The sequence below is a fragment of the Facklamia sp. P12945 genome (assembly GCF_050409485.1).
GTDB lineage: Bacteria > Bacillota > Bacilli > Lactobacillales > Aerococcaceae > Facklamia.
On the sequence record NZ_JBNUPJ010000003.1, the window covers coordinates 108,223 to 123,196 of the forward strand.

At 36.2% G+C, this 14,974-nt stretch carries 14 protein-coding genes and 1 pseudogene; 12 read left to right on the forward strand and 3 right to left on the reverse strand.

What is annotated here, in order from left to right; genetic code table 11:
- Window positions 1-411: 411 nt before the first annotated feature.
- The gene (locus tag ACQV2X_RS01915) at window positions 412-1,230 is read right to left on the reverse strand and encodes a Cof-type HAD-IIB family hydrolase (protein WP_428873922.1); all 819 of its coding nucleotides are present in this window, start codon (window positions 1,228-1,230) and stop codon (window positions 412-414) included.
- A gap of 126 nt (window positions 1,231-1,356) precedes the next feature.
- Here ACQV2X_RS01915 and ACQV2X_RS01920 point away from each other — a divergent pair, with 126 nt between their 5' ends.
- From ACQV2X_RS01920 to ACQV2X_RS01955, 8 genes are all read left to right on the forward strand, one after another.
- Window positions 1,357-1,695, forward strand: a complete 339-nt coding sequence (locus tag ACQV2X_RS01920) for a metal-sulfur cluster assembly factor (protein ID WP_428873923.1) — start codon at window positions 1,357-1,359, stop codon at window positions 1,693-1,695.
- Window positions 1,695-2,537, forward strand: coding sequence for a serine aminopeptidase domain-containing protein (locus tag ACQV2X_RS01925; RefSeq protein WP_428893215.1), 843 nt, complete (start codon window positions 1,695-1,697; stop codon window positions 2,535-2,537). Before ACQV2X_RS01920 ends, ACQV2X_RS01925 begins: the two co-directional genes overlap by 1 nt.
- 16 nt (window positions 2,538-2,553) lie before the next feature.
- Window positions 2,554-2,919, forward strand: a complete 366-nt coding sequence (locus tag ACQV2X_RS01930) for a hypothetical protein (protein ID WP_428873925.1) — start codon at window positions 2,554-2,556, stop codon at window positions 2,917-2,919.
- 157 nt (window positions 2,920-3,076) lie between these two features.
- Window positions 3,077-5,689 carry an ATP-dependent chaperone ClpB gene (gene clpB, locus ACQV2X_RS01935; protein ID WP_428873926.1) on the forward strand — a complete coding sequence of 871 codons (2,613 nt, stop codon included), beginning with the start codon at window positions 3,077-3,079 and terminating at the stop codon, window positions 5,687-5,689.
- 157 nt (window positions 5,690-5,846) lie between these two features.
- Window positions 5,847-7,070 carry an AI-2E family transporter gene (locus ACQV2X_RS01940; RefSeq protein WP_428873927.1) on the forward strand — a complete coding sequence of 408 codons (1,224 nt, stop codon included), beginning with the start codon at window positions 5,847-5,849 and terminating at the stop codon, window positions 7,068-7,070.
- 532 nt (window positions 7,071-7,602) lie between these two features.
- Window positions 7,603-8,214 (forward strand): NfeD family protein, encoded by a 612-nt coding sequence (locus ACQV2X_RS01945; RefSeq protein ID WP_428875442.1) that lies wholly within the window; start codon window positions 7,603-7,605, stop codon window positions 8,212-8,214.
- A 31-nt stretch (window positions 8,215-8,245) separates the two neighbouring features.
- The gene (gene floA, locus ACQV2X_RS01950; RefSeq protein ID WP_428873958.1) at window positions 8,246-9,217 is read left to right on the forward strand and encodes a flotillin-like protein FloA; all 972 of its coding nucleotides are present in this window, start codon (window positions 8,246-8,248) and stop codon (window positions 9,215-9,217) included.
- Between the two features lie 5 nt (window positions 9,218-9,222).
- The gene (locus ACQV2X_RS01955; RefSeq protein WP_428873929.1) at window positions 9,223-9,930 is read left to right on the forward strand and encodes a hypothetical protein; all 708 of its coding nucleotides are present in this window, start codon (window positions 9,223-9,225) and stop codon (window positions 9,928-9,930) included.
- A gap of 15 nt (window positions 9,931-9,945) precedes the next feature.
- On the opposite strand, the gene ACQV2X_RS01960 is transcribed toward ACQV2X_RS01955, so the two are convergent.
- Window positions 9,946-11,163 carry an Mbeg1-like protein gene (locus ACQV2X_RS01960; protein WP_428873930.1) on the reverse strand — a complete coding sequence of 406 codons (1,218 nt, stop codon included), beginning with the start codon at window positions 11,161-11,163 and terminating at the stop codon, window positions 9,946-9,948.
- 253 nt (window positions 11,164-11,416) lie between these two features.
- On the opposite strand from ACQV2X_RS01960, the gene rpsB reads away from it, so the two are divergent.
- The 4 genes from rpsB to frr all read left to right on the forward strand — a co-directional run bounded on the left by rpsB (window position 11,417) and on the right by frr (window position 14,681).
- Window positions 11,417-12,220, forward strand: a complete 804-nt coding sequence (rpsB, locus tag ACQV2X_RS01965) for a 30S ribosomal protein S2 (RefSeq protein ID WP_428873931.1) — start codon at window positions 11,417-11,419, stop codon at window positions 12,218-12,220.
- Between the two features lie 152 nt (window positions 12,221-12,372).
- Window positions 12,373-13,254, forward strand: coding sequence for a translation elongation factor Ts (tsf, locus tag ACQV2X_RS01970; RefSeq protein ID WP_428873932.1), 882 nt, complete (start codon window positions 12,373-12,375; stop codon window positions 13,252-13,254).
- Window positions 13,255-13,322: 68 nt separating this feature from the next.
- Window positions 13,323-14,051 carry a UMP kinase gene (pyrH, locus tag ACQV2X_RS01975; protein WP_428893212.1) on the forward strand — a complete coding sequence of 243 codons (729 nt, stop codon included), beginning with the start codon at window positions 13,323-13,325 and terminating at the stop codon, window positions 14,049-14,051.
- Window positions 14,052-14,120: 69 nt separating this feature from the next.
- Window positions 14,121-14,681 carry a ribosome recycling factor gene (frr, locus tag ACQV2X_RS01980; protein ID WP_428873934.1) on the forward strand — a complete coding sequence of 187 codons (561 nt, stop codon included), beginning with the start codon at window positions 14,121-14,123 and terminating at the stop codon, window positions 14,679-14,681.
- Window positions 14,682-14,818: 137 nt separating this feature from the next.
- Here frr and ACQV2X_RS01985 read toward each other — a convergent pair.
- Window positions 14,819-14,974: pseudogene (locus ACQV2X_RS01985) on the reverse strand (transposase); the annotation flags it as partial.

A 14,974-nucleotide genomic window follows, 5' to 3' on the forward strand; every position in this document is an offset into this window, starting at 1 on the left:
TTGCTAAAAGGATGGTTTACTTTATTCCTATTAACGCCTAGGAGCGAGATACGTGCAATTTAAGCATTTGGATCACCTTAACCTTTCTTTTTAGTTTGAGTTAATGACAATCCCAACACTCCTTTCACAAATTAGTCTCTGCACTTACTTGACATAAAATAAAATACCCCCACCAAAAATTGGTTAGGGGGTATGTGAGTTGATTATTTTAATTGAGAAGTTACCTCCAAGAAATGCAGGCTGAGTGGAAGAGTTTCTATTCAGAAAGAGTGATTGAATGCAGCTTCTGAATTTTTTCAAACTGAAAAGTTGCTTCAACATCATAACGCCTCCTTCAATAAGCAAGATTAGAATTTTCTCTTCAAATAAATTATATCAAAGTGAAGCCAGAAATAAAGTAATAACTTATTATTAGTTAAAAGAAAGATTAAAATAATCGATAAGATAATGAGCCAGACCATCTTGATCATTGGAATGCTCAGTAATATCGTTAGCAATATCTTTGAGGGGTTGGATGGCATTACTCATTGCCACGCCATGACCTGCAAATTCAATCATCTCCAAGTCGTTATCTTCATCACCGAAGGCTAGAATATTTTGACGAGGAATATGATAGAAGTCAGCAATGGTTTTAACACCCACTGCCTTGTGTAAATTTTTACTAACCACTTCTAAAACGGGTATTTCACCCCCCCAAGTTCGCACAGAAACTTGATTTGGATAGCTAGCCATGATTTTCTTTTGAATAGGTATTTGGTCTGCTTCCGAAGTGAAAAGGGTTACAGCAATCGGATTATGAATGAGAGTTTGTCGAGAAAGTTTTTGATAGCTTGCGTCTTCGGCTGGATAATAGGGTGACTCAGGAAGATTCATTGAGGAAGTATAAAGACGTTCCTTACCTTCGGCACAAACTAGCTGAATGCCTAATTCATCTTGCCGGTTAAATAAATCAAAGACTATTTCACGATCTAACTCATGGTAGTAACTTGCTAGCCACTCAGGTCGGTCAGGGAAGTGACAATAGGCACCGTTAAAATTAACCATAGGTGTAACGAGGTTTAAGACTTGATAAATTTCTTTACTAGTCCGATAAGGTCTTCCAGTAACGATACAAACTAAATGACCCATGTGATCTAATTTTTGCAATGTTTGAATCGTTAAAGGAGTAAGTTTGGATTGATTGTTTAGAGTAGTGCCATCTAAATCAATGGCAATCATATGTTGGCTCATTAATTCGCCTCCTTTAGAGATTGCTTCGATTATAGCAAAGATGAAAGCTTAAGGGCAACTATTCATGATTATTGGCTAAAAGCTTGAATTGATGTAGAATGAAAACAAAGAAAGTGAGGCGTTTGAATGGATTTAGAAAAAATGCGCGACACAAAAAGTTTAAATGATGAAGAACGTATGATTGTGGATCGTTTATCGAATGTGATTGACCCTGAATTAGGGGTCGATTTAATTAATTTAGGTTTGATTTATCGAGCCGATTTAACTGAAGAGGGGATTTTAAAGATTTTATTAACTCTAACTACTCCAATGTGCCCAATGGCAGATGTTATTGTGGATGAATTAAATGGAACTTTCGAAGATGTTCCTCAAGTTAATAATGTTGAAGTTACTATTACTTTTGATCCACCCTGGTCTTTAGATAAATTATCACGCTATGCCAAGATAGCTTTAGGAGTGATGTAATGGATGTCATGGTTTCTGATTTTGTGATTGAAGATGGGCCATTTGGCCCTCTTCCAGGACGGACTCTATCTCCTAGTGAGCAAGTGAATCAGCCCTTACCACTTGTTTTTTTCTATCATGGGTGGACCAACTCAGCTGGTGAACATTTACATTATGGTATGGAAATTGCCCGACAAGGCTTTCGAGTAGTCATGCCAGATGCCTATTTACATGGGAAAAGAGGGGATAGAAAGTCGCTAGAATTGCAAGGTTTTTTAATGGCTCTTCGAGCTAATATAGAAGAATTTCCATTATTATTCGACCATTTTAAATCAACGACTAAGGATAATTTTGTGGCAGTTTCGGGAATGTCAATGGGAGCAATGACCACTTTACTTTTACTCAGTAGACACCCATTTCTTTCAGCAGCCGTTTCCTTAATGGGGAGTGCGCACATTTCTAAGTTGATTGATCAAAATATTATTAATAACCAGTCATCATCTAATCAAAGTCTAACGAATAATCAACTTTTAAAAGAAACACATAAAGAATTTGCCATTATTTATCAGTCAGATTTAAGTAAGCAAGCCGAAAAGATAGCCAATCGCCCTTTATATATTTGGCATGGCGAAAATGATCCGCTTGTTCCTTATCAAGATACGGTAGAATTTGTGGAATCCATCATCGATCAACCCTATAGTCAAAATACATACTTCAACCACGAACCTGCTTATCATCGGGTTCCATTTAAAGAAATTGTTAAGATGGCCAGCTTTTTAAAGGCAGCTTCTCTTAAAGAGTCCGATCAGATATGGGAGTACGTAGAAAAGCTATCTTTAGAAAGAAAAGATTTTTTTGAATAATAAGAAAGGTGATTGCTTGCAAAAAACTAAACAATGGTTAGACCATCGGGTGGATTTAAGTTCTTATATTGAAAAAGTTAGCCAAGACCAAATCAATCAATTGGTTTTCAAACTGATTCTTCTTTTACCCTCCTCAATGATCGCCACAGATATTCGTAGTGGCTTTCCGCTCTTAATCAGTATCGAAAGGAATCGAATTAAGGATATAGTCTTACAACGAATTTCTCTATTAATTGAAGAATATGCACTTGACCTCTCAGACTGGCATCAATTAAATTTTATAATTGATCAGAGTCAAAAGACTATTAAGAAATATTATCAGGATCATTCATTGATTGATTTAGATTCTATACAAGTGGAAATTAATTACTTTTTAAAATAATTTAAGTAATTTAGTAGAAGTTTATTTTTTCCTAAAAATTTTGCCCCAACCTATTGACCATTCCTGACCAATAGGTTATACTCAATTTAAGCTCTTTGAGAGAGCTTTTAATATAGATTAAATAATTTGACTAATTCTGACCTTAAGGAGTGAGAATATGATAGAAAAAATGACAACCACTTTGCAAAGCGCCATAGCTGAAGCGCAACAAATTGCTATTAGAAGACAGCATCAAGAGATTGATATCCCGCATTTATGGCGTATATTTATTCAAGCAGACCATTATGCTGCAAAATTATATGAAGACATAGGTGTTGATCGGTCGGCTTTTCAAGCAGTGATTGAAGGAGAAATTGATCAATTACCTCAAGTTGCCGGTCAAAATATTCAATATGGCCAACACTTTAGTCAAAGATTTACTCAGTTATTGAATGACGCCAGTCAAATAGCAAAGAAATATAAGGATGAATACTTAGCCACTGAAGTGATTCTACTAGCTTTATATAAGCAAAAAAATAATCCTTTGACCAAATGGTTAAACCAAAAGGCTATTAATGAGTCCCTACTAAGAGAAAGAATTGAGAAATTAAGAGGGGGAGATCGTGTGACATCACAAAACCAAGAAGAGACTTATGAGTCTCTAGATAAATATGCAACGAATCTTAATGATGCGGTTAAAAATAATAAGCTGGATCCAGTAATCGGTCGTGATGAAGAAATTCGTGATGTTATCAGAATTTTATCTAGAAAAACCAAGAACAATCCGATTCTAATTGGTGAGCCAGGTGTAGGTAAAACAGCCATTATCGAAGGATTGGCCCATCGAATTGTTCGCAAAGATGTTCCCGAAAACTTAAAAGATAAGGAACTTTATTCCTTAGATATGGGCTCCTTAATAGCAGGAGCAAAATATCGTGGAGAATTTGAGGAACGATTAAAAGCCGTTCTTAAAGAGGTAAAAGAATCCGAAGGGAGAATTTTACTCTTCATTGATGAGATTCATACCATTGTTGGTGCAGGTAAGACAGAAGGATCGATGGACGCTGGTAATTTGTTAAAACCGATGCTAGCAAGGGGAGAATTGCACTGTATTGGTGCGACAACCTTAGACGAGTATCGTGAAAACATTGAAAAAGATAAGGCCTTAGAACGTCGATTCCAGCGCGTTTTAGTCCAAGAACCAACAGTTGAAGATACTATTTCTATCCTAAGAGGTCTAAAGGAACGTTACGAGATTCACCATGGGGTCAATATCCATGATAATGCCTTAGTGGCCGCTGCAACCTTATCACATCGATATATTACCGATCGTTTCTTACCAGATAAGGCAATTGACTTAGTTGACGAGGCATCTGCTACTATTCGCGTAGAAATGAATTCTATGCCAACTGAAATGGATGCTGTCAACCGACGGTTAATGCAATTAGAAATTGAAGAGGCTGCCTTGAAAAAAGAATCTGATGAGGCTTCTAAGAAACGTTTAGAAAATCTTCAAGAAGAATTGGCTGATTTAAGAGAAGAAGCCAATCAACTGAAAATGCGTTGGGAAGTAGAAAAAGAAGCTTCTAACGCTTTAAGAGATAAGCGAGAAGCCTTAGATAATGCGCGTAGACAGTTAGAAGAAGCTCAGAGTAATTATGATCTTGAAGCAGCGGCTCGCTTACAGCATGGCGAAATTCCGCATTTAGAGCAAGAATTAAAAGAGTTAGAGGCTAAAGCAGAAGAAACTTTACAGTCTGATACTGAACGGTTAACTCAAGAACGTGTGACTGATGTTGAAATAGCCAAAGTAGTTGAAAGGTTAACTGGTATTCCAGTCAGTCGCTTAGTTGAAGGAGAAAGAACCAAGTTAATGCACTTGGATCAAACGCTTCATCAAAGAGTGATGGGGCAAGATGAAGCGGTAGAAAAAGTAACACAAGCTATCCTAAGATCAAGAGCTGGTTTGCAAGATCCACGTAAACCAATTGGTTCCTTCCTCTTCCTAGGTCCAACCGGTGTTGGTAAAACAGAATTAGCCAAGTCCTTGGCCGAAGTCTTATTCGATGATGAAAACCACATGGTTCGAATCGATATGTCTGAGTACATGGAGAAGCATTCCGTTTCTCGTTTAGTCGGGGCCCCTCCAGGTTATATTGGTTATGAAGAAGGTGGCCAATTAACAGAAGCTGTAAGACGTAGTCCATATTCCATTGTCTTATTAGACGAGATTGAAAAAGCTCACCCAGATGTTTTTAATATTCTCTTACAAGTTTTAGATGATGGCCGTCTGACTGATTCTAAAGGTCGTGTTGTAGATTTCAAAAACACTGTTTTAATCATGACTTCTAATATTGCTTCTCATTTATTATTAGAAGGAGTGAGTGATAAGGGAGAAATTCTAGCTGAAGTAGAAACACAAGTAAATCAAGCCTTAAGCAACCACTTTAAACCTGAATTTCTCAACCGAATTGATGATGTCGTTCTCTTTAAACCTTTAACTCGAGCAGATTTACAAGGTGTAGTAGAGAAATTCTTAAAAGATTTACGTCATCGTTTGGCTTATCAAGAAATTGAACTCCAATTAACCTCAGAAGCCATCAATTGGCTAGCGGATAAAGGTTATGATCCGATTTATGGAGCCCGTCCTTTATTACGTTTTATTACTAAAGAATTGGAAAATCCATTAGCTAAAGCGATTATAGCGGGTGATATTCTGCCAAACTCACTTGTAAAAGTGGATTTAGCTAATGATCATTTGCAATTTGAAGGGTTAGCATCCGGTAATTAATTGCCAAATCTTCTAATTAAATCTTTTACTATAAGTTAGGGTCCTGATTGATTATCAGGGCCTTTTTTACAATTAAACTAGTGAAAACATACCTTCTAAATGGTGTAAAAAGGACTAAAAGATGCTAGAATAGAATGCATGAGAAAGGGGAATGCTTTTGAAACAAATTGATAGATTAGATAAAATTGTTGTTCGCTACATCTTTTTAATTGCTGGTTTAGTCTTAGCAATCTTTAATTATGATGTGATTTTTTCATGGATTAATCGTTTAGGCCAAGTTTTTTTACCGATTCTTTCGGGCCTCGCGATTGCTTATGTTTTAAATATTTTAATGGTGCGTTATGAAGACTTGCTAAAGAAAGTCTCAGATAAAAGTTGGATTAAACCCTACCGACGCCCGATCGCCATTCTTTTGTCTCTTATAACAATTATTTTAGTATTGTTATTTGTCTTAGGCTTGGTCTTACCACAAGTTTACAATGTAATTACAGAGTTTATTACAGCTGTTCCCTTTCAAATTACTCGCATAGAAGAAGCACTTACCAATCTTGAGAAAATGTTACCAGCAGAATCGATGGAATTCTTAGACCGTTTTGAAATAAATTGGGCTGATATTCTTAAAAGTATTCAAGATATGGGAAATCGATTTATCACTGGAGTAGTAAATACCACCCTCTCTACGGTCGGTTCTTTAACTTCTATTATTATTAATGGAGTATTGGCCTTCATTTTCTCTATCTATTTACTGTTATCGAAAGAAAAACTAATGGACCAATTTTTAAGAATCGTTACCACTTATACTAGTAAGCCGGTATCACGCAGAATATTTTATGTGTTAACGACATTGAATGACTCTTTTAAACATTTCTTTACAGGATCTGTGATTGAAGCAATCATATTAGGTTTTTTAGTTACCGTAGGTATGTGGATCTTTAGATTTCCTTATGCTGGAATGATTGGATCTCTAACTGGTTTCTTTGCTTTGGTTCCTATGCTAGGCGCTTATATTTCAGGAGCTATTGGTGCCTTATTAATTTCAGTGCAATCGGTTCCCCAGGCATTATGGTTTATTATCTTTATCATTCTCATCCAGCAATTCGAAGGAAATGTCATTTATCCACGAGTTGTGGGAGGATCGATAGGATTGCCAGGTATGTGGGTTTTATTCGCTGTAACCATTGGCGGGGGACTATACGGAGTAGCTGGTATGTTGCTAGGAGTTCCGATAGCTTCCGCTATCTACAAAATAATTAAGCGCGATGTCCTAGAGCGTGAGACTTATTCTTACGAAGAAAGACAAAAGTTATTACATATTGCTAAATACGACTCTTTTAAGCAAGTAGCTGATGATAATCAAGAGTCAAATCAAGATTTTAATTAATTTTATTAAACTCCCTCCCTGATTTAGGCACTGACCCCAAATAGTGAGGCAAACATAAAAACACCTCCGTTGAATTCGTGTGAAATGAATTTAATGGAGGTGTTTGATTAGGGTTAATCACCTAGCTTACTCTGCAGAAACAAAATCGAAATGTATTGAAATGAAAAATGAAGGCCGGACTAATAATCAAATAATAGATGAATGAAACATTAAGAACACGTCTCAAGTAAAAATTTGCTGGCCTTGGGATCGTTAAAGTCAAACCTAGCGCTTCAATCAAGCCGGCGGTAAACAATAGACTTATAGCAAAGGATTCGAAGAACTTAGCGAGATAAATCCACTCAAAATCGAATTAAAACGCCAACAAGCAGCCTAACAAAGGTGTTTTTATTCTGTCCTATTTATGGGGTGCAGTGCCTACCCTTAATTAGGAGTTTTTATTTAAATATGAAATTATAAGACTTTAGTTCGCATGATTTTGCTACTAATGAAAGCAATTTCATGATATAATTTAACTAAAGAAGGTGGTTTCATGCTTATAAGTTTTTTTCTAGCAATTAGTGCTTTAGTAGTATCATTATATACGCGCTGGACTTGGTTATTATGGTCCATTGCAGCTGTTCTTTTTGCCATGTTTTTTGGGATAGAAGGCCAGGCAATATTGCACTATTTAATCTTTATGATTGGTGTCATATTGCTGATTCTTGAGGTGTATATACCAGATTTAGGTTTAACAGGATCAGTTGGCTTAATCGCTTTTATTTTAGGTTTATGGCTAAAGTTTCAAGATTTATCGACTGTTACTCTAATTGTATTAGCTAGCTTAGCGATTGTTCTCATTTTATTCTTGATTTTTAATAAGATGGGTTACAATTTGCAGTTTAGTCCCGATTTTATCTTGGATAAAGCAATTAACAAAGATGCAAATTCCAATTCAGAGACTAAGGATCATACTTATCTTGCAAGCTTAGTTGGTAAAGAAGGAATAACGGTAGGAGGCTTGAGGCCGGTTGGTAAAATAAAAGTCGATGATCATTATTTTGAAGCATACAGTCTAGAAGAGATGATAGCTGCTAACCAACCGATTAAAATTGTCAAAGTTGTTGACAAAAAAATTTATGTAAGGAGCGAAATGAATGGATAATTTTTATCTGGATGAAGGGTCACCCATAGTGATGACTGTAGTTATTATTTTATTACTGATTTTCTTGATTTCAGTGTTCTTAAGATTTGTTCCAATTGGCTTATGGGTAACTGCTTATTTTTCCGGCGCTAAAGTTTCAATAGGTGATTTAATAGGGATGCGCTTAAGAAGAGTTAAGCCTGCTTATATTGTTAATCCCTTAATTAAAGCCACCAAAGCCGGTGTACCGATTACAACTGATCAATTAGAAGCTCATTTTTTAGCAGGTGGAGACGTTAACCAAGTGGTTGATGCCTTGATAGCTGCCCAGCGTGCTAATATTGATTTAGAGTTCGAACAAGCTGCCGCTATTGATTTAGCAGGGCGAAATGTTTTTGAAGCCGTTCAAGTTTCAGTTAACCCGAAGGTTATTGAAACACCGGTTATTGCAGGTGTAGCTATGGATGGTATTGAAGTTAAAGCCAAAGCTAAAGTTACTGTACGTGCTAATATTGAACGATTAGTAGGTGGTGCGGGTGAAGAAACAATCATTGCCCGTGTAGGGGAAGGTATTGTAACGACTGTAGGTTCAGCTTCGACCCACTCCATTGTATTGGAAAATCCCGATTCCATTTCGCAAACAATCCTTAGAAAAGGTTTAGACTCAGGAACTGCTTTTGAAATACTTTCGATTGATATTGCTGACGTTGACGTCGGCCGTAATATTGGAGCTAAATTACAAACCGATCAAGCGGAAGCAGATAAGAAGATTGCTCAAGCTAAGGCTGAAGAGCGTCGTGCAGTAGCCGTTGCTCAAGAGCAAGAAAATATTGCCGAAGTTCAGAAAATGCGTGCCAAGGTGGTTGAAGCGGAATCTCAAGTTCCTCTAGCTGTTGCTGAAGCCTTCCGTAATGGGCGTATCGGTATTAAGGATTATTATGATTTAGAAAATATTCAATCAGATACACAAATGCGTGAATCGATTGCAAAAAGTGGTACGCCACATAATAATGAAAATGAGTGATTATAATGGGATTTTTTGAAATAATAATTCTGGGATTTATTATCAACTATTTCGGTTCAAAAATAAAAAAAATGAATCGTCAGAATGGTTCTTTTGATTCCATTAAGGATAAAATGTTTCAAAGTTTAGATCAATTAGAAATAACTACTTATCATGAAAAGTATCCCAATCTCGATAATTTCTTTGAGACCGATGAAGAATCAGAGAAAAAATTTGAATCAGAAGTTAATAAAATTCAAGAAGGAAAGATTGATGTAGATTCTCAAACAATCGATCGTTTAAAAAGAAAATATCGAAAGGATATACAATCTTTTTCTAACGATTTAAAAAAACAAGTAAATCAATTGATTGAGCAAGGTCCTCAAGCAGTTAAAGATAAAGCTATTCAATTGTCGGCATATCACCCTAACCGTGAAAAATTATTAGAAATTGCTAAATACTACGAGGATTTTGTGAATGAATTTCAAGAGCATCCTAGCAAAGGAGATTTAATCGCTAAATCTTCAACGGTTACCCAAGATTTTAATGATTTTTCTGATATGGACTATGAAATGGAACAATTCATTATTGAAGGGGAAGAGTTAGCTGAGTTTAGTCAACCAATGCAGGTTCAACGATTAAGCTCTCGAGAGGATTCTACCAACCATTCCAATCAGTTAAAAGAAGCCATTATATGGTCAGAAATTCTAGGACCGCCTAGGTCTAGAAAATAAAAAAATCCTATTCTGTTATTTATCAGAATAGGATTTTTTTTTATCGCTGCCAAAGGCATTATAAAATACTTTTACCATTTGTTTAAAGTTCTTTCGCGCTTCGATAATCGATTGATTGAGATTTATTAAATGATATTGTCTTAAATCATTTCTAAAAAATTGAATATACTGTTTAGCAAAATCACGCAAATCCTTTTGCAAGGATGGGTCAAATTGTCTAAAACGGTAATGAACTTTGTTAAGATAATAGGTTGGCTGATTAATGAGTTGGTTAATCGATTGCGCTTCACAGGCATCAATTAAGTCAATTAGAGCAGAGATAATACGTTTTCGTCTAGCGGGAGAGTTTCGCAAGATCCAGTTTTTATTGATTTGATTGATACTTTGGCTGGTGATTGTTAATTGTTTCGCTCGTTGAAATTGTTTCCCTTCAATTTTCCAATTTGCTAGATTATGTTGCATCAGTCCACGCTTTTTACTTTTAATTATAATGGCTTTTTGATCATGGAAAAGCAAGTTACCAATAATACTATCTTCAGGAATAATACGGATATGCTTTTGGTTCACACGTTTCATCTTATTTTGACGCAAGTTAACGGTATGAAAGCCAGGTGAATCCAAAGTGTAAATTAATTTAATCTGACTAATAGTTTCAAGAGACATTTGGCTAGCTGCATAGAGAGCTAAGTGGCCTCCTTTAGAATGTCCTCCTAATATTAAATGACTGGTCGGATGAGCTTGAATGACTTTTTCAAGGTATTGGCTCGCAATAATTTGTGCCGGAATGGATGATTGGTAGGTGAGGATGATATCCTCCTTCCAACCTACTATCATGTCATCAGTGCCACGAAAAGAAACGAAAAGGAAGTTGTTTCCTAAATCTACTAATAGAAAGGCTGACTGAGTTTCTAATTTAAAGTCTATTGAGTTTAAAAAACCACTAATTCTTAAATTTTTAAACCGACGATAGTCTGCGATTTTTTTAATCAGTTGACTCCTAAAAGGATTGGCCATTGTTTGATCGGTTTCTTGAAAATATTGGTTAAAGGGTTGGTATAGTCTAGCTAGATGCTTAAAAGTTAAACCATCTTTAAAATCCATTGAATCGGTAAAAAACCGATCGATAGGGAGGTAGGTTAGTTCTAAGATAATCGCAGCATCTAGTTCATTAAAGGGTTCCTCTTGAAAGCTTAATTGACCATATTGCTCTAAATAAGTATATAATGATGACATGCTGACACCTCCTAGCTCTTAGTTTAGCCGAATGGAGCGTTATAAAGCAAATGTATGAGTGAAAAAAGTGAAGTTGAATTAAAATAGTTTAAAAGCAAAAATTCATTTGCATTTTTTGATCGAATAGCTTATATTTATAAGAGTGCTTAGGCACAATTCACACGTTAGTGGATAGTTACTAGGGTGCTCTCATGAGTCTAATAGCTAAATGAAACTAGCGGAGGAAAATACAAAACCAAAAGGAGTTTATAATATGGCAGTTATTTCAATGAAACAATTGTTAGAAGCTGGTGTGCACTTTGGACACCAAACACGTCGCTGGAATCCTAAAATGAAACGTTACATCTTTACAGAACGTAACGGTATTTACATCATCGACTTACAAAAAACGGTTAAGTTGGTAGATGAAGCATATAATTTCATGCGAGATGCAGTTGCTGATGGTGGCGTTGCTTTGTTCGTAGGCACTAAAAAGCAAGCTCAGCAAGCAATTGAAGAACAAGCTGAAAGAGCAGGTCAGTACTACATTAACCACCGTTGGTTAGGTGGCTTATTAACAAACTGGGATACCATCCAAGGACGTATTCGTCGTCTAAAAGCTTTAGAGCAAATGGAAGTAGATGGAACTTTCGATGTGCTTCCTAAAAAAGAGGTCGGTGAATTACGTAAAGAGTGGGATCGATTAGAAAAATTCTTAGGTGGTATCAAAGATATGCCAAGAATACCTGACGTGATCTTTATCGTAGACCCACGCAAAGAGCGTATCGCGGTTCAAGAGGCTCGTAAATTAAATATTCCAATTGTTGCGATGGTGGACACTAACTGTGACCCTGATGAGATTGACTATGTTATTCCAGCAAACGATGATGCCATTCGTGCCATTAAATTAATTACAAGCTCTATGGCAGAAGCAACAATTGAAGCAAATCAAGGTCAAATTGACGTGGACACTGATGAGCAAGGGGATAGCCAATTCTTTGATAACTTATTTGACAACAAGGAAGAAAATACAGAATCAGAAGAAGCTGAAAGCTCTCCAGCGACTGAAGCTGAATAAATAAATTAAGAAAAGCTGTCAAAAGTTGCCAAGCATCTTTAGACAGCTTTTTTATGAAAATACATACATTAGGCTTTAGCAAGCTGAATAATTTTGATATAATAATTAAGGTAGCACATTATTGAATGATATTTCCAAGGAGGATTTTATAGATGGCAAAAGTAACTGCAAAACAAGTAAAAGAATTACGTGATATGACTGGTGTTGGAATGATGGATGCTAAGAAAGCCTTAGTTGAAGTTGATGGAGATATGGACAAAGCAGTCGACTTATTACGTGAAAAAGGACTTGCAAAGGCTGCTAAGAAAGCAGACCGTATCGCTGCAGAAGGTTTAACTGCAAGCTATATTGATGGAAATACTGCTGCATTAGTTGAAGTAAACTCTGAAACAGACTTTGTTTCAAAAAATGACAAGTTCATTACATTAGTTAATGATATTGTAAAAGCTGTTGCTGAAGGTAAACCAGCTGATATGGAAGCAGCCAATGCCTTGGAAGTTAATGGACAAACAATCGCAGAATTAATTACAGAATCAACTATTGTAATTGGTGAAAAACTTTCTTTCCGTCGCTTTGCCCTTTTAAATAAAGGGGATAATGATGTCTTCGGTGAATATTCTCACCAAGGAGGACGGATTGGTGTTTTAACTGTCGTTGCAGATTCTAAAGATGAAGATGTAGCTAAAGACGTTGCGATGCATGTTGCTGCAATCAACCCTAAATACCTAAATCGTGAAGATGTAGATGCTGAAGTAATTGAACGCGAAAAAACTGTTCAACGCGAGCTAACATTAAACGAAGGCAAGCCTGAAAAGATTGTCGACAAGATTGTTGAAGGTCGTATGAATAAGTTCTACGGCGAAATCGTATTGAACGAGCAAGCTTTCGTTAAAGATGGCGATCAAAAAGTTGCAGATTATGTTGGTGCTAAAGGGGGTAAAGTTACTGAGTATGTACGTTTTGAAGTTGGAGAAGGAATTGAAAAACGTAAAGATAACTTTGCTGAAGAAGTAGCCGCTCAAATGGGCAAGTAATTTACAACATTTAATAGAGACCCCAGTTTTTGCTGGGGTCTTTTTAAAGGAAAAGAAGGGTGAGAATAATGGTTAAAACAAAATATCAAAGAGCAATTCTAAAACTGAGTGGAGAGGCTTTAGCAGGTGAAAATGGATTTGGCATTGACCCTGCGACAGTCCGTTCAATTACCCAACAACTTAAAGAAGTTTATCAATTAGGCATTGAAATAGCTATTGTTGTAGGGGGCGGAAATATTTGGCGTGGATCGATTGGTGCTGAAATGGGAATGGACCGGGCACAAGCAGATTATATGGGTATGTTAGCAACTGTAATGAATGCTTTATCCTTGCAAGATGCATTAGAAAATCTGGATGTCCCCTCAAGAGTTCAAACATCTATTGAAATGCGTGCTGTAGCTGAGCCTTATATTCGCAGACGTGCGATTCGTCATCTTCAAAAGGGTCGAGTAGTTATTTTCGCTGGTGGTACTGGTAACCCTTATTTCACAACAGATACCACTGCTGCTTTGAGAGCGGCTGAAATTGAAGCAGACGTTATTCTGATGGCTAAAAACAATGTGGATGGTGTTTACAGTGCAGATCCAAAGACGGATGAAACAGCTACTAAATATGAAAATTTAACCCACTTGGATGTTATCTCTAAAGGCTTAAAAGTAATGGATTCTACGGCCTCTTCCTTGTCTATGGATAACAACATTCCATTAGTTGTCTTTAACTTAAACGAACCTGGGAATATTAAACGTGTCATTCTTGGTGAAAATATTGGAACAACTGTTGGAACTAATCATGATTAGTTCTAACTTTTCTTACAATGCTTAAATATGGTATAATAAAATAACTATGGATCATATAGGAGGAAGAAAATGGCTGCTGATAATATATTAAAAAATACTGAAAGCCGAATGCAAAAATCAATTGAAGCTTTTCAACGTGAATTAGGAACTATTCGCGCTGGAGTTGCTAATGCTAGTATTTTAGACCGTGTCATGGTTGAATACTATGGAACACCTACGGCATTAAACCAGTTAGCTTCAATTAATACACCTGAAGCAAGAATGTTAGTAATTTCACCTTATGATAAGAGTTCGCTTCAAGATATTGAGCGTGCAATCATGATGAGTGATGTGGGAATTACACCTACAAATGACGGTGAAGTTATTCGTCTTGTGATACCTGCATTGACTAAAGAAAGACGAGAAGAATTAGTTAAAGTAATCGGTAAAGAACAAGAAAATGCAAAAGTTTCAGTAAGAAATATTCGTCGAGATGCAATGGATGAAGCTAAGCGACTTGAAAAAGATAGTGAAATTACTGAAGATGAATTAAAACGTTATGAAAAGGATATTCAGCAAATAACTGATAATGCGACTAAGGAAATTGATCGCCTAACTTCAGTTAAAGAAGATGAAATCAGAAATAACTAAAAACCGACCAAAAATCAAGTCAAGAAGTCTTGACTTGATTCAGACTGAAGACAAACCCTTTGTGAGTTAATCTCAAATAAAGGGGTTGTCTTTATTTTAGTTATAAATCACATGAAAATAAAAAAAGCGAAGCCTTTTTAGCTTCTCATCTCCAATATGTTTGCCAATTTCTTCATGTTTAAACAAGCAAAAGTCAGCCCTGCTTTGAATTCCATCAAGGCTTTTCCAATTAAATGCGTCTATCGAAAGCCATGATGCTCCTTGGCAGTGCCAAATAATCTTTCTACTGATTC